21 protein-coding genes and 1 other annotated feature are annotated in these 22,400 nt (G+C 55.8%); of the genes, 8 read left to right on the top strand and 13 right to left on the bottom strand.

Annotation, left to right across the window (positions count from 1 at the left end; translation table 11 throughout):
* The first annotated feature begins 134 nt into the window (after positions 1–134).
* From PA598K_RS28135 to PA598K_RS28145, 3 genes are all read left to right on the top strand, one after another.
* Positions 135–1,337, top strand: coding sequence for a glucose-1-phosphate adenylyltransferase (locus tag PA598K_RS28135; RefSeq protein ID WP_128660128.1), 1,203 nt, complete (start codon positions 135–137; stop codon positions 1,335–1,337).
* A gap of 209 nt (positions 1,338–1,546) precedes the next feature.
* Complete coding sequence (locus tag PA598K_RS28140; protein ID WP_128660129.1) at positions 1,547–1,759, top strand: hypothetical protein; 213 nt, start codon at positions 1,547–1,549, stop codon at positions 1,757–1,759.
* 148 nt (positions 1,760–1,907) lie between these two features.
* On the top strand, positions 1,908–2,408 hold the full coding sequence (locus PA598K_RS28145) for a NucA/NucB deoxyribonuclease domain-containing protein (protein WP_128660130.1): 501 nt from the start codon (positions 1,908–1,910) through the stop codon (positions 2,406–2,408).
* Positions 2,409–2,425: 17 nt separating this feature from the next.
* On the opposite strand, the gene PA598K_RS28150 is transcribed toward PA598K_RS28145, so the two are convergent.
* From PA598K_RS28150 to PA598K_RS28160, 3 genes are all read right to left on the bottom strand, one after another.
* Positions 2,426–3,316, bottom strand: coding sequence for an ATP-dependent DNA ligase (locus PA598K_RS28150; protein ID WP_185602272.1), 891 nt, complete (start codon positions 3,314–3,316; stop codon positions 2,426–2,428).
* A gap of 1,111 nt (positions 3,317–4,427) precedes the next feature.
* Positions 4,428–6,332, bottom strand: coding sequence for a glycosyl hydrolase family 28-related protein (locus PA598K_RS28155; protein ID WP_128660132.1), 1,905 nt, complete (start codon positions 6,330–6,332; stop codon positions 4,428–4,430).
* Complete coding sequence (locus PA598K_RS28160; RefSeq protein ID WP_128660133.1) at positions 6,332–6,766, bottom strand: hypothetical protein; 435 nt, start codon at positions 6,764–6,766, stop codon at positions 6,332–6,334. Before PA598K_RS28160 ends, PA598K_RS28155 begins: the two co-directional genes overlap by 1 nt.
* A 722-nt stretch (positions 6,767–7,488) precedes the next feature.
* Here PA598K_RS28160 and PA598K_RS28165 point away from each other — a divergent pair.
* Complete coding sequence (locus PA598K_RS28165) at positions 7,489–8,073, top strand: site-specific integrase (protein ID WP_260405655.1); 585 nt, start codon at positions 7,489–7,491, stop codon at positions 8,071–8,073.
* Between the two features lie 119 nt (positions 8,074–8,192).
* Here PA598K_RS28165 and groL read toward each other — a convergent pair whose 3' ends face one another.
* The 8 genes from groL to PA598K_RS28205 all read right to left on the bottom strand — a co-directional run bounded on the left by groL (position 8,193) and on the right by PA598K_RS28205 (position 14,422).
* Positions 8,193–9,830, bottom strand: coding sequence for a chaperonin GroEL (gene groL, locus PA598K_RS28170; RefSeq protein ID WP_128660135.1), 1,638 nt, complete (start codon positions 9,828–9,830; stop codon positions 8,193–8,195).
* Between the two features lie 90 nt (positions 9,831–9,920).
* The gene (gene groES / locus PA598K_RS28175) at positions 9,921–10,202 is read right to left on the bottom strand and encodes a co-chaperone GroES (protein ID WP_128660136.1); all 282 of its coding nucleotides are present in this window, start codon (positions 10,200–10,202) and stop codon (positions 9,921–9,923) included.
* A 203-nt stretch (positions 10,203–10,405) separates the two neighbouring features.
* Positions 10,406–11,227 carry a twin-arginine translocase subunit TatC gene (gene tatC, locus PA598K_RS28180; RefSeq protein WP_376739086.1) on the bottom strand — a complete coding sequence of 274 codons (822 nt, stop codon included), beginning with the start codon at positions 11,225–11,227 and terminating at the stop codon, positions 10,406–10,408.
* 81 nt (positions 11,228–11,308) lie between these two features.
* Positions 11,309–11,542, bottom strand: coding sequence for a twin-arginine translocase TatA/TatE family subunit (locus PA598K_RS28185; protein ID WP_128660137.1), 234 nt, complete (start codon positions 11,540–11,542; stop codon positions 11,309–11,311).
* A 126-nt stretch (positions 11,543–11,668) separates the two neighbouring features.
* Entirely contained in the window at positions 11,669–12,694 is a 1,026-nt protein-coding gene (locus PA598K_RS28190) for a molybdopterin-binding protein (protein WP_128660138.1), read from the bottom strand.
* Positions 12,691–13,185 (bottom strand): MogA/MoaB family molybdenum cofactor biosynthesis protein, encoded by a 495-nt coding sequence (locus PA598K_RS28195; RefSeq protein WP_128660139.1) that lies wholly within the window; start codon positions 13,183–13,185, stop codon positions 12,691–12,693. Before PA598K_RS28195 ends, PA598K_RS28190 begins: the two co-directional genes overlap by 4 nt.
* A 50-nt stretch (positions 13,186–13,235) precedes the next feature.
* Positions 13,236–13,712 (bottom strand): cyclic pyranopterin monophosphate synthase MoaC, encoded by a 477-nt coding sequence (gene moaC, locus PA598K_RS28200; RefSeq protein ID WP_128660140.1) that lies wholly within the window; start codon positions 13,710–13,712, stop codon positions 13,236–13,238.
* Complete coding sequence (locus PA598K_RS28205; RefSeq protein WP_260405656.1) at positions 13,712–14,422, bottom strand: 5-formyltetrahydrofolate cyclo-ligase; 711 nt, start codon at positions 14,420–14,422, stop codon at positions 13,712–13,714. Before PA598K_RS28205 ends, moaC begins: the two co-directional genes overlap by 1 nt.
* A 218-nt stretch (positions 14,423–14,640) precedes the next feature.
* Here PA598K_RS28205 and PA598K_RS28210 point away from each other — a divergent pair, with 218 nt between their 5' ends.
* Positions 14,641–16,584, top strand: coding sequence for an ABC-F family ATP-binding cassette domain-containing protein (locus PA598K_RS28210; protein ID WP_128660141.1), 1,944 nt, complete (start codon positions 14,641–14,643; stop codon positions 16,582–16,584).
* 387 nt (positions 16,585–16,971) lie between these two features.
* Here the strand turns inward: PA598K_RS28210 and PA598K_RS28215 are convergent, their stop codons facing one another.
* Positions 16,972–17,286, bottom strand: a complete 315-nt coding sequence (locus tag PA598K_RS28215; RefSeq protein ID WP_128660142.1) for a hypothetical protein — start codon at positions 17,284–17,286, stop codon at positions 16,972–16,974.
* A 119-nt stretch (positions 17,287–17,405) separates the two neighbouring features.
* Positions 17,406–18,947 carry a 2-isopropylmalate synthase gene (locus tag PA598K_RS28220; RefSeq protein WP_185602273.1) on the bottom strand — a complete coding sequence of 514 codons (1,542 nt, stop codon included), beginning with the start codon at positions 18,945–18,947 and terminating at the stop codon, positions 17,406–17,408.
* A gap of 49 nt (positions 18,948–18,996) precedes the next feature.
* Positions 18,997–19,250: a binding site (T-box leader), on the bottom strand.
* 616 nt (positions 19,251–19,866) lie between these two features.
* Between PA598K_RS28220 and PA598K_RS28225 the strand changes: the two genes are divergently transcribed.
* From PA598K_RS28225 to PA598K_RS28235, 3 genes are all read left to right on the top strand, one after another.
* Positions 19,867–20,289 (top strand): hypothetical protein, encoded by a 423-nt coding sequence (locus PA598K_RS28225; RefSeq protein ID WP_260405657.1) that lies wholly within the window; start codon positions 19,867–19,869, stop codon positions 20,287–20,289.
* Positions 20,289–21,359, top strand: a complete 1,071-nt coding sequence (locus PA598K_RS28230; RefSeq protein ID WP_128660143.1) for a phosphodiester glycosidase family protein — start codon at positions 20,289–20,291, stop codon at positions 21,357–21,359. The genes PA598K_RS28225 and PA598K_RS28230 overlap by 1 nt, the downstream gene beginning before the upstream one ends.
* A 194-nt stretch (positions 21,360–21,553) precedes the next feature.
* Positions 21,554–22,138, top strand: a complete 585-nt coding sequence (locus PA598K_RS28235) for a nucleotidyltransferase family protein (RefSeq protein WP_128660144.1) — start codon at positions 21,554–21,556, stop codon at positions 22,136–22,138.
* Positions 22,139–22,400 lie beyond the last annotated feature (262 nt).

Below are 22,400 nucleotides of genomic sequence, written 5' to 3' on the forward strand. Positions count from 1 at the left end.
GGCAGCAGTTTCAAAACCGGATGGGGGCGTTATATATAGACTACCATCATTTTGGAACGGCCTCACTTGCGATCCAAGGTTTGCAATATTGTGGGAAGTAAAGGAAAACAACCATTATGGGAGGGACTTAACGTATGAAATCCAATACATGTGTAGCGATGATCCTGGCCGGAGGAGAAGGCAAGCGACTGGCGCCTCTGACAGCAAAGCTGGCCAAGCCCGCTGTCCCTTTCGGAGGCAAATACCGCATGATCGATTTCCCGCTAAGCAACTGCAAAAACTCTGGCATTAACACCATAGGCGTGCTGACCCAATATCGGGCCGAATCGCTGCATAGTTATCTGGGCGAAGGCGACTGTTGGCTTCCTGAAGACGCAACCGGCAGCTTCCGACTGCTCCCCCCGCCGGCGGAGTGTAAGGAAGGCTACACCGGAACCGCCGATGCGATCGCCAAAAATATCGCTTATCTCGACGAAATGAACCCGGAGGATGTGCTCATCCTCTCCGGCGACCATATCTATACGATGGATTATCGGCAGCTCTTGGAGACTCATCGAGCGAGCGGCGCAGAAGCGACGATCTCGGTCAAGGAGGTGCCTTGGGCAGAGGCGCATCGGTTCGGCATTATGCATACCAACAGCGAGCAGCACATCATCGGCTTCGAGGAGAAGCCTGCCAAGCCAGCCAGCAACCTAGCGTCGCTCGGCATTTATATGTTCCGTTGGCAGACGCTGCGCCGTTATCTGATCGAGGATGCTGCCGACCCGCAGTCGAGCCACGACTTCGGCAAGGACCTGATCCCGAAGATGCTCGCCGACCAGATCGCGCTTATGGCCTGCCCGTTCGACGGCTATTGGCGGGATGTCGGCACCGTAGACAGCCTGTGGGAGTCGCACATGGACCTGTTGGAGCAGAAGCTGTCGCTCGAGAGCGAGGACTGGCCGCTGCATACGCCTGCCGCGCTCGAAGCGTTGTCCTCCTATCGTCATCCGCTCGCCCGCATCGAGCGATCGATCGTCCATGAGCGTTGCTCCGTCGAGGGCGATCTCCATCACTCCGTCCTGTTCCAGGGCGTCCAGATCGGCCACGGCAGCGAGCTCCATGACAGCATCATCATGCCCAATGTCAAGATTGGACGCGGCGTCAAGATTATGCGCGCGATCATCGGCGAAGGCTCCATTATCGAGGACGGCGCCGTGATCGGCCAGGCCGAGGGCGATATCGCGGTCATCGGCTCCGACGAGCTCATCTTCTCTGCGCCGCGCAAGCCGCATGTGCTGCGTCAGCTCTACAGCCGGCAGGCGATCGAGCCAGCGGCTACCGCTTCCAGCAAGTAAGGCTCGCTTCGACGGAAGCTATGCCCTCAGCCTCCCCTCCGCGCTCGCGAGGGGAGGCTTTGCTATCCATCGACCCAGCCGTAGCGCCAGCTGCCATCGAGCCTTAGACGCTTCGACGGCAGCTGACATGATTTTTTTGTAAAGCAAGCGATTCGTACATCGAATGAAAGGTTAATAGAGCATAGCAAGCCTTCAAGGAGTTGATCACCATGAGTAAGCCTCCTGAGCAGTATCTCGATGAAGCCATACTGATGAGCCGCTCGCTGTTCCCGGAGACCGAGAAGCAACGCCATTACCGGGAGCTGCTGATGGAGATGAGTCATGAATACCGGCAGCACTTGATGACCAACCATAACTCTGATATCGCCAGAGCCTACCATACACTGTACGAGATGATGACCGAGACGACCGTCCATGCCTAACGAAGCCGCCTGATCCAAGCAGACAGGCGGTTTCGTCATGCATGGACGTCTTGATGTCTGCAAAGCTTCAACTGGTGTTCGCCTCCATAAGGATAAGGTTCATGGTATACTACGAACGTATGGTCCTAAATTATCCCGAGGAGGCATCATGAGAACCACACGAACAAAAACGAGCCGCACCGGCAGTGCGACTGCACTCGTCATCGGGCTTGCCCTCGTCGTCCTCGTCTCGCTCGGCGTGCTCGGCGAAGAATGGCTGCCGACCAGCGCGCCGCCAGCAGTCGACTATGACTATGAGCTGCGCTTCCCGGCGGATCGCTATCCCGAGACGGGCGCACATATCGCCGCCGCGATCGAGCGCGGGAGCTCGCAGGTATGTACGATCGATCGAGGCGGCGCCGACCGCAACCGCGACCTGTCGCTGCGCGGCATCCCGACGCGGTCGGGGTACGACCGCGACGAGTGGCCGATGGCGATGTGCGCGGAGGGCGGCGATCAGGCCAGCGTCGCATACATAAGTCCGTCAGATAATCGAGGGGCAGGGTCCTGGGTCAGCAATCAGCTGAGCGATTACCCGGACGGGACTGTCGTCCTGTTCGTCATCGAAGGCGACGTCGATAGGAGCGGCGTCGACTTCGCGACCGATTAACCACAAAGCCAGGGTCCTTACACGGTAAGGATACCCTGGCTTTGTGGTTGGCAAGCTAATGAAGGCAGGAATCGAATAAATTCCGGCGCTCGCAGCGTGCCTGATTTGTAGCGGTTCAGGAAACGGATGCGAGCCTGCACCGCAGGCTTCAAGTACACATAATCCCGGTCCTCCCCGATGATTAGATCGCGGATCTCCGTTTGGAACGATCTCCGAACCGCGAGCGGAACTCCTTGCTCCAACACGCCCGCTGGCTTGCCGTTCATGTGGATCAGCCAGCCGAACTGCGATTTGCGGTATCCGACGACCGTCACATCCGCATGCAGATAATTGATAATCTTCAGCCAATCATCAGAGCCTCCGCCTGTGTACAGACTGTCCTTGCGCTTGGCGACGAGGCCTTCCAGTCTGCGCTGCCGCACCGCCTCGAACAATCCTTTGCCCGTCCCCTCCACCGAGAGCACCCGACTGTACGATTCGTTCTCCTCCAGCACGTCGTTCAGCAGCGCCTTGCGTTCGTCGAGCGGCCAGTGCCGCACATCCTCGCCGTCATAGCTCAGAATATCGAACACGAAATAACGTACCGGCAGACGCCTGGCGCCATCCCGTATCCGGGCTGGCTTCAGCAGACGCAGACGCTCCATGACTGACTCGCGCTCGAAGTCGCCGGTCTCCGGATTAAGATAGGCCGCCTCGCCGTCCAGCACGACATGTGGGCTATCGACAGGCACCCGGAGCAGCTCTGGATAACGCTCGGTTATGTTGGTGCGGAATCGGGTATACAAATTCACCTTGCCATTGATCATCGACAGCAGCATCCGATGGCCGTCGATCTTGGGCTCGAACAGATAACGCCCACTGTCAAAAGCCGCCTCGCCTGCTTCCGGCAGCATCGGTTCGTAAAACATCGCGCGCCCTCCCATTGCCCCATTGTAGCACTCGGCCAGGCCGCTGCCACGCGGTAAATATAGGGAGATGGAAGGATGGAGCCCTTAAAGAAGTTCCAGCGATCCCGCGGAGCTTCTGTTTTAAGGATTTTAATTCTAACGCTCGCCCTCGGCCTTATTGCCCTTCAAATGCAGGCAATCCCCTCCTAATGCTCGCCCAGGAGCTTATTTCGGCAAAACAGCGCTGAAACGGACACTTTTCGAAAATAAGCGCCGTGGCAAGCGTTACGTTACTGGAGAGCACAAAAAATCGGAAATAAGCGCTGTGGCGAGCATTACAATCGTGACGGGGCAAATCGGGTTTTTGCGAGGCCGACATAAAAGTTAGTTCTGTGCTACGCCCGTATTCTTTCATTACATCATCGGCTATATAATTGTTTATACATAAAGATCGAATAAGATCAAGGCAACGAAACGATTTAGCGATATTTCAATAAAGGAGTGATTCTCCATGTCAATGGTAAGCAAACTCAAACCTCATGATGCTGAAACCATTAAGGACTTTGATGATTACTCAGTCGATGAATACCGACCCGCAGATAAGCGACGGGAATCGCCTGCAACACGGAACCCGCTGTTGATGTTGTCGTGACCTTTACGCTGCCACCGCCCGTTTCGTAGTTCCCCGACGTTGTATCAAGAGCAATCGAACAGCCATTAGTACTTAAGCCGGTCAGCGACTCTTCCGCTGGACACCAAGTATGTTGTAATCTGTCTGCCCCAGCACCACGACACTCGCCCCTGACGCCTGCTGCGCCTCCACGATCGATTAGCCTTGCGATAGGGTGTGCGTGATGGTGGCAGTTTCGGATGTCTTGACGTCGAGAATACGGATATTGTCCTGCACCTCTGCTGCCTCACCCGTGCCCAGCATGATCAGATTAGGTGTATCCGGCACAGCAGCAGCAGACTGGATTGAGATTGTCGTTACGCTGGCATTGATTGCTGCCGATAGCTCCGTTGTTGAGCTATTGGGTGTCCCTTGAAAGGGCTTATCAAAGCCCTAGGGTGTTGTCTTACCAGTTCGTCGTTTGAAAACATCATATCGGGAGGCCCGCAACATATCCACCTCCTATAATTTCGTAGATTTCACGCCGTTAGCATCGACCGTTATCTTATATCTTCCCGATCCGTCGGTAGCGTTAAGGATCAAGCTTTTCCCTGACGCAATCTCCAGATCATCTCGACTATACGCATGCAGAGTCGGTGAGTATGGACGCGGCGTCACCAGACTTACAGTCGGAGGGATAAAGTAAAACGGATTGACACGATCCGAGCTCATGTATTTTGCTTTGCGATATCTCGTGTTAAGCCGCCGATATTGGTTGCCGTACGCCTTCCGCCATTCGATCTGTTGGAATCGTTGGTTAAATTGAGGGAAGGCTACCAACCATTGTCCAGTCGTCAGGTCTTGACCCTCGATCACTGCCGCCAATGTAGAAAATGCATTTATGTTCGTCATTGCGAAGAACCCGCGATAATACATCCAATCGCGATAATTGCTATTGTCCGGGGCTTGGACGAAATTGAATCCAACCTCACCATCGTTAGTCCCGGCAGCATCAGGGACAAACTTGTAAAGGGGCGGATTCGCACCGTAAATCTCAATGATATCGTCGGTTATCGCAAGTCCTTCCGGCAACTGAGCAAGGGTTACGGGCTCAACCGTCCCATAACGGATATCCCACGTCGCAGGGTTAGTGTGGACGAGATTGCCCGACGTTATCGCATTTTGACCGAGCGATATAGCGTCCTCGTAAAGTTGAATCGGAGTGGCGCGGACTCGCGATGTTGCGGACTTGGTCGCGTATGTCCAAAACCTATCCGAGATGCTCTCAAAGATACAATCCTCCATCAAGTGACGAAAAGAGACGATCTTCTCGCCTGGAACATTGCGCCTATGGTCCGGGAGAGTAAACGGAAGCGACGTCGTGTAGTCGTACATAATCCGCACCTTATCGACGTCCCCTAACTTAATCGCGTACTTTTGTTTATCTGCCGGGGAAACCAGTGAGTCCGGCATGCAAAAAAACCATCCTCCGTCATCCACGAGACGCGACCAGGAGAAACCATAAGCGTCGATACTGCTCGCCCAGCTATACGAGTCCGGCAGCAGATCGATCGCGCATTCCCCTATCTGTTCGAATTTGACAGCATGAAATTGCCACGCAACCATTCCCTTACGGTTGAGTTCCGCCCCCGAATCAATCTGACCGTCGTTCACCTGGAAAAATCCGTAGGGAGCAAACCCCATGTGTACGCGGATCATTTCGAGGTTTGCGCCAACGTCGCCAAGCAATACCCCGCAAAAATCGCCCCGAAGTGTTCCGCCCATGACAAAGAAGTCGCCGGTGTTCTTTCGGACATACAGCCCAAACAGCCCGCCGATGGAACAATCAAGAAGCGTAATGTGTCCAGTACGGTTGTTGAACCATACACCACATTTGATGCTCCCAGTCGAAACGTTGTCCAGGATAACCGCGCCGCAGTTATAGTCGATGTGAATTGCGCAAAGACCCGGTTCAAACATTTCTATCTTCCGCTGATCGAAAAGTTCTTTGTTGATGTATTGATCCAAGTTGCGATGATTGTAGGTAAAGGTGCCCGTAATTGTGAGATGTTCAACGTGGAGATTACTTCCTTTATCAAAATGCAGGCATGCTTTCATATCGTTCGCAGCCGTTCTCGGCAGGTCGAACAGGAGTCGAGTTCCGCGTTTTCCGCTGTCTACATACTTAGCTTCGCCGTAAATGCGAGAAGCGTTATTAATAATTGGCTCTCGTATCCGGTAATCGCCCGCTGGGATAAATAGCGCATGACGCATCCCGCACGCCGCCATCGCTGCCTTAAAGGCTTCCGTGGCGTCTTGCGATGCTTCTCCGGTTGCTCCATAGTCCTTGACGTTAATAACACTGGCGTTATCGAGCTTTACCTTCGCTTGCTTTGCGAGTGACAGCGCCGCTCTATCTATTGCCATTAAATCACCGCCTTTCCTCGGACGCTCACATTGCCTCCCGCAATTGCCGATATCCTCGCCCGAAACGCCGCTAATCCGGTGACGTCGAATTGCCAAACCTCGCCAGTTCCGGTGGTTTGCGTCGCCATGGCGTAATCCTGTATTCTTAGGCCTTGGATTGGATACCAGGCACCGCTAATACTTTGCACCTCATAGACAACCGTCCGGCTGGTCGACGTGCCCCATACCTCGATTGTCAGTGTCTTGTAAAATCCGACATCAAAGGATGTACCGTTGCCTGCTGCCGTCGCTGCTTCCTGGAGAGTGACATTTAGCGCTCCGCCGCCCCCGCTGCCCTCGAGCACCCGCACGTTAATACTCCCGTCCGGGTTAAATCCCTGGACGACTGTGCCGTCCTCGCGCATGTATCTGCCATTCTGAAATGATACGTTCATACAAATTCCCCTCCTTTTGGAACGTTTGTTTGCAAGGAAAAACACCCCATTATGTCGAATGGGGGGTGACAGCCTCAAATGCGATTTCAGTCTCGTACACGCACTTCGTAAGCGTAACGGCAGCTCCGATAATCGCGCCAGCAAAAAGGCATGACAGTTTCTTCATATCATCAAAGCCTCCTGTAAGGTTTGGGATATTATACCACACAGAATGGACTAGGTCGATCATTAAGTATTTGATCCTGTCGTATTATAGGTGCCCGCCTCCCATATTCGACTGGTTCTAGCTGTTCCCATGATTATGATGTGCTGTCGTCACTTGATGCGTGTGCCCCTTGTCAGACTTATTGGCGAGGGCACTGGATAGATTATTTATCTACGTTTGCAAATTGCCCATTCTCGTATTCTGGCCGCTGTCGATATACTCCTAAATGCCCTGCCTAGCATCAATATAGGTCTGGAACGTTTGTCCTCTCTCCTTACTATAGAGTCTCGACCAGTCTGGGATTTCGATTTGTAGCCTAATCTGAACGCAAATGTACAGTTCGAGCTGCAGTAATACTTAGATCCGTGTAACCGTGGAGAGTTGGCCATCCGGCGATGGTTCCCAGAAAATACCGAGTTTGCTCTAGAACAGTATCTGCAAGGGCTGGCTCACCAAAAATTCCGGGGATTATTTGAAATTTCTATTTTCTGTTCTAGTTTATTACAACGAGTTTGATTTGAAACGTGTCATCCTTCTAGCTTTCTCGGGACTGCGGTTCGGTGAACTGTGCGCGTTAAAATGGTCCGATCTTGATTTTCAAAAGAATGAGAATCGAACCAGTAAACAGATATATAGCCCGAAAGATAATATGCGTGAGTATGAGTTAATCCCGCCCAAAATTCCAGCTGGTGTTCGCACGTTTGACATCGAACCTTCGGTTATGGAAATGCTTAAATCATTGCAATTATATCAGTCGAAGGTCAGGTTGGCGGTGCGGCTGCTTATTGATGATTATCACGATAAGAACTTCGTGTTCTGTCGTCAAAACGGCTATCCTTTCCTTCAAAAGAATATACTCATCCGGGTGGAGCGGATTCTAAGACTTACATCGATCACGAAAGAAGCGACACCGCACATATTCCGACACACCCACATAAGTATGCTCGCCGAAGCCGGAGTAGATTTGCCCGTCATTATGAAACGAGTCGGTCACGATGACATGAAGACGACACTCAAAATCTATACTCATGTTACTGAAAAGATGAAAAAAGATTCGAGCGAAAAAGTCACATTTCAATTTAAACACCTGTTAAATGTGTAGATCACGGTTCAGTTCATAGACAAAGTGCCGGGATTGTTATTTTTTTGTGATTTTTCAAGAAAAGAGACCTCCATCGGAGGCCTCTTTTCATTGGTAATACAGCGTTTTTGGAAGGTTGATTACATCATGCCGCCCATGCCGCCCATTCCACCCATGCCGCCCATGTCTGGCATAGCTGGTTTGTCTTTCTCAGGCTTGTCGGCGACAACCGCTTCGGTTGTCAGGAACATCGCAGCGACGGAAGCTGCGTTTTGCAGCGCGGAGCGCGTGACCTTCGCAGGGTCGACGATACCGGCGTCAAACATGTTGACCCACTCGCCAGTAGCGGCGTTGTAGCCTACGCCGATTGCTTCGTTTTTGAGGCGCTCGACGATGACGGAGCCTTCTTGACCAGCGTTGGCAGCGATCGTGCGGACTGGCTCTTCCAGTGCGCGCAGGACGATGTTCACGCCAGTTTGTTGGTCGCCTTCGGCAGTAACTGCAGCTACAGCTTTGTATACGTTCACGAGCGCTGTGCCGCCGCCGGATACGATGCCCTCCTCAACCGCAGCGCGTGTCGAGTTCAGTGCGTCTTCGATGCGCAGCTTGCGCTCTTTCAGCTCGGTTTCGGTCGCTGCGCCGACTTTGATGACTGCTACGCCGCCGGACAGCTTGGCCAGACGCTCTTGCAGCTTCTCGCGGTCGAAGTCGGAAGTGGTCTCTTCCAGTTGAGCGCGGATTTGGTTGACGCGAGCCAGGATATCAGCCGCATCGCCGCTGCCGTCGACAACGATTGTGTTTTCTTTGGTGATGCGTACTTGACGCGCGGAGCCGAGTTGCTCGATGTCAGTGCCTTTCAGGTCCAGACCGAGCTCTTCAGTGATCACTTGACCGCCTGTCAGGGCAGCGAGGTCTTGCAGCATCGCTTTGCGACGGTCGCCGAAGCCAGGCGCTTTGACGCCTACGCAAGTGAAGGTGCCGCGCAGCTTGTTGACGACGAGAGTCGCCAGCGCTTCGCCTTCGATATCTTCAGCGATGATCAGCAGCTGCTTGCCGGATTGTACGACCTTCTCCAGCACCGGCAGGATCTCCTGAATGTTGGTAATTTTTTTGTCGGTGATCAGGATATACGGGTTATCCAGCACCGCTTCCATTTTGTCTGTATCGGTGATCATGTATGGCGAGATGTAGCCGCGGTCGAATTGCATACCTTCTACGACTTCCAGCTCGGTGATGAAGCCTTTGGATTCTTCGACAGTGATAACGCCGTCGTTGCCGACCTTCTCCATCGCTTCAGCGATCAGCTCGCCGACTTCGTTGTCGGAAGCGGAGATCGCTGCAACCTGAGCGATCGATTGCTTGCCTTCGATTGGTTTGGCGATCGATTTCAGCTCTTCGACAGCTGTTTTGACCGCTTTTTCGATACCTTTGCGGATAACCATCGGGTTTGCGCCGGCGGTTACGTTTTTCAGACCTTCGCGGATCATCGCTTGTGCCAGCACAGTTGCCGTTGTTGTACCGTCGCCAGCGACATCGTTTGTTTTGGTTGCGACTTCTTTAACCAGTTGCGCGCCCATGTTCTCGAATGCGTCTTCCAGTTCGATTTCCTTGGCGATCGAGACGCCGTCGTTGGTGATCAGCGGGCTGCCGAATTTTTTCTCCAATACGACGTTGCGTCCTTTTGGTCCAAGCGTTACTTTTACTGCATTTGCCAGAGCGTCGACACCGCGGAGCATCGAGCGGCGCGCGTCTTCACTGAACTTGATATCCTTTGCCATAGCCTGATTAACCTCCTTAAATTTTAAACAAATAAGTAAGCATCGTTACTGCTATCTATGTGGGTTCCGAAACGCCATTCGGACTTGAATTTAGCCGAAAATCGCGTGGATGTCGCTTTCCTTCATAATCAAATACTCTTTTCCGTCGTACTTCACTTCTGTGCCGGCATACTTGGAGAACAAAACGCGATCGCCTACTTTCACTTCCAGCTCTACGCGTACACCGTCCTTAAGCGCACCGATGCCAACTGCTACGACTTTGCCCTCTTGCGGCTTTTCCTTCGCCGTGTCCGGCAGGACGATTCCGCTAGCGGTAGTCTCTTCCTTCGCGATTGGTTCGATCAAAACGCGCTCACCCAAAGGTCTGATCATGAAAAATAGCCTCCTTTTAAATTTGTCGCCAAATATCGGCATGATTAGCACTCAACAACCGTCAGTGCTAACAACCATTTTTATAATACCCATTTTGATTGTAAATTTCAAGTCCCTTTTGCGATCTCTTCACAAAAAAACAAACGCCCCGCACCTGTCGACGAAACGAAAGGCGAGGGGCGGAGCGGGATGCTGGTGACAACTTATCTTCCCTCGTACTGCGCTTCGAACTCGGCCTCCCGCTTCAACTGCTCGCGATAGACGCGCGCGGAGAGGAAGACGCTGAACTCGTACAGAATAATGAGGGGTATCGCGACCAGAATATCCGAGACGATATCCGGCGGCGTGATCAGCGCAGCGGCGGCAATCAATAGGAAGTAAGCGAAGCGCCGCATCTTGCGCAGTCGCAGCGGATTAAGAATCCGCAGCTTGGTCAGGAACATGATGACGATCGGCAGCTCGAAGAGCAGCGAGATCGGGATAATAATGTTGAACATAAAGGTAAAGTACTGGATTACCCCAAATGTCTCGACCAGATCGAGGTTGCGGGAGACCGTCGTCGTGAAGTAATACGCCATCGGAAACACGACAAAATAAGAAAATGCCAAGCCGATCAACAGCATGATCAAGGCAAACGGCACATACTTGAGCGTGGCCTTCTGCTCATGCACGGCAAGCGCCGGCTTCACGAAAGCCCACAGCTGGAAAAAGGTGAACGGCAGCGTTATAAGCAGCGCCATCACCAGCGCAAACTTCATATAGATGCCGACTCCGTCCCACAGCGAAAAGGTATGCACCGTCAGATTCACTGCCGGTTCCTGAGACATCAGGAAGTCATAAGCTGGCTTGGCCAGCGACAAACCGGCAATCATGCCAAGGATGAGTACGACCAGAATCCAGATGATTCGCTTGCGCAGCTCGCCCACATGGCCCAGCAGCGGCATCAGACCTTCCTGTCCGAGTCGATCCGCCAGCTGCTCTCGCCTGCTTTTGCCGGACGAGGCTGCGTTGTTCTGTTCTGCCACCGAGAAGACCGCCTTTCTAAGATGCTTGCGCCGCGCTACCCGAGATGTTGCATCATCGGTTCACAAAAAAAGCGTCTCCGGTCAGTCCGGAAGGCGCTTGTTGTTAGTCGGTTCTGTCGACGGCGCGTCTGCTTGCACGGCGCTTACGGTCTTGCGATCTGTCTGCTCGTCATCGCCCATAATGTCTTTGGCGCCATTCTTGAATTCTCTCAGCGTGCGTCCGAATGCCCGACCAAGCTCTGGCAGCTTGTTCGGTCCGAACAGCAGCAGCGCAACGATCGCCAGCAAGATGATGCCGGATGTACCCAGTCCCATACCAATTAACCTCCTCAACGATTCATGCTGTCAAGCAAAAATGTCCGTCTATCTCATCCATACGGGTTGCTACAACATACGTCTCTTCCGCCAGTATACCCACAACGGGGCCAACACTTGCAGCGTCTAACAGCCCAGCATACCGCCAAACCCCATCGTCACGATATCCTCGCGGGTAATCGTGTCCCCTGCCAAAATGCGCGGCAGCAGCACATCAAACGAAGTGTACGGATCATGCATAACACAGCCTGGCAGTCCCAAGATCGGCACGCCCCGCAAATAACCCATCAGCAACATCGAGCCCGGCAGCATCGGCGTGCCGTAGCTGACGATCTCCGCTCCCGCGTCGCGAATCGCAGCCGGTGTCCGGTCATCGGGATCGACCGACATTCCGCCAGTTACTAGTATCATATCATACTCTGCACGCAGCAAATAGTCTATTTCCTTGACAATTATTTGTCGGTCATCGGGAGCGAAGCGCTGCTCCGCCACGACAGAGCCAAAGGCCTCGACCTTCTCCCGCACGGCCGGTCCGAACTTGTCGACGATCCGTCCGCTGTACACCTCGCCGCCGGTCGTCAGCAAGCCGATCCGCATCGGTCGGAAAGGCCGGATCTGCAGCGGCGGTCTCCCCTTCATGCTGCGGTAGTCGGCGAACAGGCGCTCCGCCTGCTCGATCTTGGCGCGATCGACGACGAGCGGGATGACTCGGGTCGCCGCCACCCGTTGGTCTGGCTGAACGACTGTCCGATGCGGCACTGTTGCCAGCGCGATCTCGCCGAGACGATTGATTGCATGGATCAGCTCGCCGTCGATCTCCAGCAAGCCCTGCCGAGACGCCTTAACCGTCACCTTGCCCTCGTGCGGCGCTGTCGCGGTCAGGTCGGCATCGACGAGTAGCGCCTCTGCCATACGTTGCGCCGCCTCATCCTCATGCAGCTCAGCCTCGCCCAGCTCGAGGATATAGATATGCTCCTTGCCAATGTCGAGCAGCTTCGGGATATCCTCCTCGCGGACCAGATGTCCCTTGGTGAACAACCGCCCTTTGAACTTGCCGGGGATGATCTGCGTCAGGTCATGCGCCAGCCGCAGCCCGACCGCTTCTTGCACCGGCACCTCGGTCAGCTTCGTGCCTCCCGCCCGCCCGTTCATCGCTTATGCTCCCCGATCGTCCCAGTCAGGATACCGAGCGCATGCGGCAGCTGGTCCATGATGACGACCAGACTCTCGTGTACGCCTTTGGGACTGCCGGGCAGATTGAGGATGAGCGAGCGGCCGCGGATGCCGCAGATGCCGCGCGAGAGCATCGCCCGCTTGGTCTTCTGGATCGAGAACATCCGCATCGCCTCGGCGATGCCCGGGACCTCGCGATCGATGACGCGCTGCGTCGCCTCCGGCGTGACGTCCCGCGGTCCGAGGCCAGTGCCGCCGGTCGTCAGGACCAGGTCCGCCTGATAATAGTCGACCATCTCGATGAGCGCAGCCGTGATCTCGTCCTGCTCATCCGGGACGATCCGGTAATCGACGATCTCCCCGCCCAGCTCTTCCTCCACCAGCTCGCGGATCACCTGAGCACTCGTATCCTCCCGTTCGCCGGCCGAGCCTTTGTCGCTCGCTGTCAGTATGGCTACCTTCCATTGCATATCCAGCCCCCCCTATCCTGTTCGCCGCACAGTCGACCGCGGCATCTTTTTTAGTCTGCCAGGCGATAGTCCCCGTTTTTCCCCCCTGCCTTGTGGATCAGCAGTGTCGGGCCGATCAGCATGTCCTTCTGCAGCGCCTTGCACATATCATAGACGGTCAGCGCAGCGGCGGATACCGCCGTCAGCGCCTCCATCTCCACGCCGGTCTTGCCTGTCGTCTTGACCGTCGCCTCGATGAACAGCACATCCTCCCCATTGTCATGGAACTGGATGTCGATCCCCGTCAGCGGCAGCGGATGACACATCGGGATCCACTCCGAGGTGCGCTTGGCTGCCATGATGCCCGCCACCTGGGCGACGGCCATCACATCGCCCTTGCGGATGCCGCCATTCTTGATCTGCTGCAGCGTCTCCCGCGCCATCTTGACCGAGGAGCGAGCCGAAGCGGTGCGCGCCGTCGTCTCCTTGTCGGAGACATCGACCATCCTCGCCCTGCCCTGATCATTGAAATGTGTCAACTCGCTCATCACCTTGCTCCTCTCTCATCTGTCGATCTGAGCCAGATACCCTGCTCGGTGATGAGGCCGTCCATCAACGCATCATGCGGCTCCATCGGCACCTGGTCTATCCGTTGCTCCCCGTACGCCAATCCGATCCACAGCGGCTCAGGCAGGGACGCAGCTTCCCCTATATTAATAGTAGCGTCACCTCTGTCTATCGTCGAAGCTCCGGCCTCGATACGACGCCCGAGCTCCCTCACACGCTGGCCCAGCGTCTCGCGGAATCGATCATAATAGCCGCCCCCGTACCCGAGACGACCGCCGCGTTCATCGAAGGCGAGCCCGGGCACGAAGACGATATCCGGGATAACCACCGCCTCGCAAGGCTCTGCAAGCCCGGGATCGGGCTCGCGGATGCCGTAAGCGCCCGTGATCAGCTCATCCCAGTTGCGCAGGTAATAGAGCGTCAGCGATCGGTCGAAGGGATTGCTGACCGGTACGATGACGTCTCTCCCCTCCGCCCAGAGCGACTCGATGAGCGCATCCGTACGCACCTCGGAGCGAAACGAGAGGTACAGCATCGGCGCACGCGCATCCCGCTTGCGAATGAAAGAGAGCGCCAGGTCCCGAATCGCTGCCGAGCGGGCCGTCTGCGCTGTCTCGTGTAGCCCGTCGCGCCGCAGCTTCATCTGCTGGCGGAGCATGCGCTTCGACTCGGCGAGAGCTTGGTGCTTCATCGATTTCTTCCTCTCTATGTGCAGTCACTCGGATCATGTGCTAGCTTTGTGTAGCTTCTATAACCTTTAGTTTACCATTGTTCAGCCGCTTTCGCCAAGATCGCCTTGGCGAAGTCAACTAGTGAGCGCGAGCGCGCATTGTGTTACACTATATAACGTAGCGGGGAGCGTCATGTTCCCCTGATGAGTCGGATCATTACATTCCCGGAGGTTTCATTATGCTGTTACAAGTCTCGGATCTATCCAAAAGCTACGGCGTCAAATCCGTACTCTCCCATATTACGATGCAGGTGCAGGAGCGCGACCGCATCGGGCTCGTCGGCGTCAATGGGGCGGGCAAGTCCACTCTGCTGAAAATCATCTGCGGCGAGATGTCGGCCGACAGCGGCTCGATCTTCAAGTCCAAGGAGACCCGAATCGGCTATCTCGCTCAAAACAGCGGCCTGCAGTCCGACCGTTCAATCCAAGAGGAGATGCTGGCTGTATTCGCAGCGCTGCTGGAGACAGAGCAGGAGCTGCGGCTGATGGAGCAGCAAATCGCCGATCCGGCGATGCATGACGACGAGAAGCGTTACCAAGATCTGCTCGACCGCTATGCGAGCCGCTCGGAGTGGTTCCGCGAACAAGGCGGCTTCGAGATCGAGACGCGCATCCGCAGCGTCCTGCATGGGATGGGCTTCGGCAGCTTTGCTCCTGAGACGCCGATCCACACGCTCAGCGGCGGTCAGAAAACCCGGCTGGCGCTAGCCCGTATCCTTCTGCAAGCGCCCGACCTGCTCATGCTTGACGAGCCGACCAACTATCTGGACATCCCGACGCTGACCTGGCTGGAGGACTACCTGCGCGGGTATGCCGGCGCGATCCTCGTCGTCTCGCATGACCGTTACTTCCTCGATGCGCTGGCAACGTCGATCGTCGAGATCGAGCGACATGCCGCCAAGCGCTATACGGGCAACTACAGCCGGTATATCGAGATTAAGGCCGCCGAGTACGAGGCCAATATGAAGGCGTATGAGAAGCAGCAGGACGAGATCGCCAGGATGGAGGAGTTTATCGAACGCAACATCGTACGCGCCTCCACCACCAAGCGTGCCCAAAGCCGGCGCAAAGCGCTCGACAAGCTGGATCGGGTAGACCGTCCGCTCGGCGACCTGAAGAAGGCGCATTTTGCCTTCGAGATCGAGCGCCGCACCGGCAAGGACGTCCTCGATGTGCAGCAGTTGTCGATTGCCTTCGACGGTCAGGCGCACCCTCTGTTCCGTGATGTCGAGTTCCGCCTGCAGCGCGCAGAGACGGTCGCGCTCATCGGGCCCAACGGCGTCGGCAAGTCGACCCTGCTCAAGGCTCTGATCGCAGACAAGCCCCGATTGGTAAGCGGATCGATCCGTTGGGGGGCCAACGTACAGATCGGCTATTACGATCAGGAGCAGACAGGGCTGACGCCGACCAACACTGTGCTGGAGGAGGTATGGGGCGCGTACGCTCACTTGGAGGAATCGCGGATTCGCACAGTGCTGGGCAACTTCCTGTTCAGCGGCGAGGATGTGAAGAAGCGGATCTCGGCGCTCAGCGGCGGCGAGAAGGCCCGCGTCTCGTTGGCCAAGCTGATGCTACAGCAAGCCAATGTCCTCATCCTCGACGAGCCCACCAACCACCTCGACCTTTTCAGCAAGGAGGTGCTGGAGGCGGCGTTGATGGAGTACGAAGGCACGCTGCTGTTTATCTCCCATGACCGCTATTTCCTCAACAAGATGGCGGAGCGAATTGTCGAATTGACACCGACGGGGACGCAACATTTCCTGGGAAATTACGACGACATGATGGAGAAAAAACAGGAAATACTGGAGCTTGAAGCGCTCGCGGCAGCGGAGGCCGCTCAAAAAACGGGAGGATCTGCACCCTCCAGCACCGCTTCGCAAGCCTCGTCGTACGAAACCGACAAGCAGGCCAAAAAGGAAGAACGCCAACGACAGCGCAGGCTGGAGCAATTGGAGTCGGATATCGCCAGACTGGAGCAAGCCATCTCCGATCTGGAGGGTGAGCTGACGCAGCCCGACATCTACAATGACTATGTCGCCGTCAGCGAACGACAGCAAGCGATCGACGATTACAAAGCCGAGCTTGCCGACGTCTATGCCGCTTGGGAGGAGTTGCTCGCTTAGGCGATAAAGGCGGGCATGGTTCCGGTGGAGCGTTCGGGGCGGGGCGTTTCGGAACGGTAGCGAAAGAAACTTTCGTTCGGGCGTCGGGAGCGGGGCGATTCGGAACGGTAGCGCAAGAAACTTTCATTCGAGCGTCGGAAGTGGGGCGTTTCGGAGCTCTCGCGGGCTCTTTCATCCAAACGCAAGCGCCGTAGTTCCCTTGTCGCTCTAACGCTTGCCACAGCGCTTATTTCCGTTGTTTTACGTCTTCGGCGATTCTTACGCTCGCCACAGCGCTTATTTGTGACAAAAGCGGTCTTTTCGGCAGCTTTTACCTAAATAAGCTCGCTGGCGAGCGTTAGCCTGCGAGAGTACAGCTTTTCGCCCCAATAAGGCCGAGGGCAAGCGTTAGAATCGCGGACGCGCATACGACGGGGCTGACGTAAGGCGTTTTGTCGGAGCATGAAGACGCCCGATCGATCGACAATGAGTTGTCGCATCGAATCGGGCGTTTTTGTTATGGGTAGCGCAGCGCTTGCCCGCCAGGCCATCCGCGTCGTCCACAGCCTTATCCACAGCCAAATGTGAATTGTTAGGCAATTCTGTCGATAAGTTCAGCTTCAAAGCGCGCTTTTCTTCACGAAAAATATAGATTGACTTTTTTGTAAAGACAAAACTGAAAGTTTTACACACATTGTCCACATTATCCACAGCTTTGCGCATGTTTTTCTATCCCCAACTTGGGGTGCCTTGAAAAAGTTGATTTTTCGGCCTCCAAGACACTTACCCACAGTTTGTGGAGGATATGTGGATAACTTTTGTGCACAGGCACAGGATCAGGATCAGACCTGTTGCTGCTGGCGTTGACGAGCGGAGCTGAGCAATGCGGCATTGCAGGCAGCGACATACGCTGTCGCAGCGGCCAGGATAATATCCTTGTGGATCGCCGAGCCCTGATGCCGCTGCTGCTCATGCAGGATGCTGACCACCGCCTCGCCGTGGGCATCCTCGCCTGTCGAGAGCGAGTGCAGCTCCAGATCCTCGAATTGGGCCGCGACCGGGATCAGCTCCTGGATGCTGCGGATGACCGCCTCCAGCGGCCCGGTGCCGCTCGCGGAGACGACATGCTCGGCGCCATCCTGCGTGCGCACCCCGACGCGGGCGCTGCACGCTTCATCGGCGCCGGTCTGCACGCTGACCTCCGTCAACACATACGGATCGTGCTGGGTCGCTGTCGCTTCGCCGACCAGACGCAGCAACTCGTTATCGGTGACGATCTTCTTCTCATCGGCCACCTGCTTGAACCGGGTATACACCTCATCCAACTGCTCGCCGCTCACCTCGATACCATACTCGCTCATCCGGTGCTTAATCGCATGGCGTCCGGAGTGTTTGCCCAGGATAATCATGCTGCGCGGGATGCCCATCGCCTCGGGGTCCATAATCTCGTACGTGTTGCGGTTTTTCAGCAGGCCGTCCTGATGGATGCCCGACTCGTGCTGGAAGGCGTTGCGGCCGACGATCGGCTTGTTGTAGGCAATCGGAAAATGCATCGTCCGGCTGACCATACGCGAAGTCGCATAAATCTCGGACGTATCGATGCCGGTCTCTACCTGCAGCGTCGCCTTGCGCGTATCGATCGCCATCACCAGTTCCTCCAGCGAGCAGTTGCCGGCACGCTCGCCGATGCCGTTGATCGTCGCCTCGATCTGAGTCGCGCCGCTCCGGATCGCTGCCAGCGAGTTGGCTACAGCCAGCCCCAGATCATTGTGACAGTGAGCGCTGTAGCGCACCTTGTCGCCGCCGCGCGCCTGCGTCCGCACCGTACGGAACAGCGCCTCGTACTCCTCCGGCAGAGCGATACCCAGCGTATCCGGCAGGTTGATGACCGTCGCGCCCTCCTCGATGACCGCCTCGACCAGCTCCAGTACGAACTCCATGCCCGCACGCGTCGAGTCCATCGGGGAAAATTCGATCTCCTCTACCGACTGCTTGCCGAAAGCCACCATCTCCCGCGCGATCCGGATGACCTCCTGGCGCGACTTTTTCAGCTGGAAGTCCAAATGGATGTCGGAGGAGGAGATGAACAGATGGAGCCGCCGACGCGCCGCATCGCGGGTCGCGCGGATTGCCGACTCGATATCGCCCTTCACCGCCCGGGCGAAGCCGACGATCTCCGTCCCCTGCAGCTCCCGCGAGATCTGCTCCACCGCGCTGAACTCGCCGGGACTCGACACCGGGAAGCCTGGCTCGATAATGTCGACGCCCAGCTTCGCCAACTGTCGGGCGATGATGATCTTCTGGGCCGGCTCGATGGAAGCTCCGGGAGACTGTTCTCCGTCGCGCAAGGTCGTGTCGAATATCTGAATCTTCTGAATTGTCATGATAATCATCCTCCTCAAAATTAGAAAAGCCCGCCGCCTCTCCCGTATCGGAAGAGACGACAGGCTGGGTCAAACAGCTGCCGCGGTACCACTCTTGTTGGCCTGGAGCATACGCTCCAAACCCGCTCTGCGCCCAATCACGGAGGCAACCCGTCGCACCGTACAAGGCAAGCGAATCTGTCGCTCGCGCTCTCCGGCGCGCCGCTCCCGGGCGAGTTCGGATCGTCTTCGGCTGTGTCGCACCCTCCCACAGCTCTCTGCTTCCCAGACGTTGCTCCTACTACTCCCGTTCAAGGCGTTTCTCTATGCAATTCTATGCCGAACCGCGGCCGATCGTGCCTCAGTCGACGCTTGGGTCATCTTGTTGGTGTAGCACATGCTGTAGCTTCCCCGATCGAGGGCATCGCCACGGAAATCAAAAAAGGCCTGCCGTCTCTATGCAAGAGACGACAGACCTGAGTCCGCGCGGTACCACCCTTGTTGACGCCATCTCCCCGGGGAGAAGCGCCCACCTCACGCCCATCGACATCGTCGGTCCGGACCAACGGTTCGATGCGCTGCCCGATCACGGGGGCTGCCGTGACGAAGTACCTGCATCCTGCCGGGAAGATCCCGCAAGGCTGCGCTCCAACGTCCCACTCCCAGGCGAGCTTCAGATGATGAGGGGTCTGCGTCGCACCGTCCCGCAGCTCTCTGGTCCATAGCCTGTGTAGCAGGCATCTGGCCCCTGATCTAATCCTACTGTTCCTGTTCATCGCGTGTACTATATGGGGAAGTCATTCATGTATTGTTACCCAGTATAGCGAGTTCGTATCCGACTGTCAACAATTGTTCACCAAAGAAATGGCAGCCCAGCGTTCCACTTCCGCAACTTTTCGGCCTGTCATGCGTCTTATTTGGTGAGGTGAGAGACCAAGCTATGAATCAACAATATCAGACATCTACAGGCCTACCAGAGAGAGCAGCCCGTAGATCGACGACGCAGTCCAAGATCGTATTCCTAATCGTGTGGGTGCTCTTGATCGGCTCAGGCGTCGCAGGAGCCCTCTGGTACTCGGACAAGCAGCAGGCCGAGCTGACCGCCGCGATCGAGCAGCAGACCGCGCGCCAGATCGCAGCTGTACAGGAGGACTATCAGCTCCAGATCGCCCAGCTCCAGAGCGGATTCGCGACAGAGATTACGCAGTTGGAAGGCAAGGTTAACGCCCTTAACGAGTTGCTGACTTTCGCCAAGGACAACACGACAGAGAAGACGGATAACAGCAATCAACTATATACGCAGATCAACGAAGTCAACAAAAAGCTCAATGAGCTGAAGAAAAGTCTGGATGTGTTGAAATAATGACCGTTCAACGCATCAATCGCATGGCTCTGCTGTTATGCGCTCCGTTCATCGGCATCCTCGGCTGGATGCTGCTGCATACGCCTGCCCTCGAGCTCAATGACCCGCCGCCGGAGCTGACCGCTACGGTCCAACCGGTCAGAGCGGCCGAGCTGACAGGTAAGGCGCTATCCAATCTCGACAAGGCCCATGAACTGGCAACCGTCACCTCCGAAGCGATCAAGCGCGACACCAAGCTCTATGATCAGACGAACAAGGAGGTTCGATCGCTGCTCCAGCTCGCCACTTCGCAATCCGACCGCCCGTACCGCATCTATGACCGCCGGATCGTCCGCAAGCTCGGCAATGCGTCGGAGGAGGTCCAGAGCGACAAGCTGGTCGCACAGCTCTATCATGTCCGGGCCCAGCACTTCCGAGGGTATGCGCTCAAGGTGAAGCTGAAGTCCGAGGAAGCGATCGACATGGTGCTCGGTCACGATACCTTCGGCAAGAGCGAGACGACGATGTCTGCCGTGAAGAGGTACAATGCGCTCGCCGGCATCAATGCCGGTGGCTTCGCCGACAGCCGCAGCGGCCGTTATCCGCTCAGCACGACGGTGACCAACAGCGAATATGTGAACGGCTTCGAGCCGTCCTTCGCCGATCTCTTCTTCGTCGGACTCAGTCAGGATATGAAGCTGATCGGCGGCAAGTACGCCTCCCGCGACGAGCTTGATCGGGAGAATCCGAAATTCGGCGCCTCCTTCGTGCCGATCCTGCTGAAGAATGGTGTCGCCCAGCCGATCCCCGACAAGTGGAAGACGAGTCCGCGCCGCGCGCCACGCACCGTCATCGCCAACTACAAGGACGATCAGCTACTGTTCCTAGTCACCGACGGCTCAGACGAGCATGGCAATTCCGGCGCGACGCTGGAGGAGCTCCAGATCCTCCTGTCCCGCTTTGGCGTCAAGGATGCGTACAATCTCGATGGCGGCGGTTCTTCGTCGCTAATTTTCAACGGCCGCGTCGTCAACAAGCCATCCGACGGCCAGCTTCGCCAATTGGCGACTAACTTTTTGTTGTTTAAGTAACGTGATGATTAGACATGGAGGTTAGCGAGAAGGTTGAGCTAAGGCGGTGTATGCCCGGAGTACCCGGGACGATGCACCGCCACTTTTTTTCCAGCTAACCACTATCCCCCGGATATCCCCCAGAGCGCCAGGCACATATAGGCATAAGTCGCCGTCGCAATACCAGTATGTCGGGCAGAAGGAGTCATTGCTATATGAAACTGAAAAACGAATACGATATCTTGCGGCTGATCGAAGCAGATAAATGGATGATGTCGATCCTGCACAACGTCAACATGCTAAAACTCCCTGACTGGTGGATATGCGCAGGGTTCGTCCGATCCAAAATATGGGATGCGTTGCACGGCTACACCGAGCGGACGCCGCTTGCCGATGTCGACGTCGTCTATTTTGACCCCGAGGACACCGAAGAAGTGACAGAAAAACAGCTCGAGCAACGGCTGCACAGGCTGGACCCAACGATTCCGTGGTCCGTCAAAAATGAAGCGCGAATGCACAAAGTTAACAACAACTCGCCGTACGCCAGCACAGTGGACGCGATCTCCAAGTTCCCTGAGACGGCCACAGCGCTGGGAGTCACACTGGATGACCGGAACAACCTCATCCTCGCCGCTCCCTGCGGCATCGCCGATGTGCTCACAATGACAGTTCGCCCCACACCTTTTTTTGCCGCATCTCCCGAAGACCTCGTATATTACGAGCGTCGGATTGCCGCCAAGGCATGGCACCGTACGTGGAAGCAGGTTACATATGCCGCTGATGCAGGAAGGTATATGTAACCCCAGCAGTCGGCTAATGGCTTCGGGAAGTAAACTAAGAAATCTGGGGGCAACAGCCATTGGAAAAACGATTGCGTGACTGTTGGCTCCGTTTTTCAACAGTCTGCGCACAAAGTCGTGACAAAGAGGTGCCCAAACTTATGCGATTAATCGCACAAAATGGGCCCTAAAACAACAAAGCGCTCAAACTTATGAGATTAATCGCACAAAACGGCCCATGAAACAACAACGTACCCAAACTTATGCGATTAATCGCACAAAA

This window comes from Paenibacillus sp. 598K, assembly GCF_003851045.1.
Classification (GTDB): Bacteria; Bacillota; Bacilli; order Paenibacillales; family Paenibacillaceae; genus Paenibacillus_D.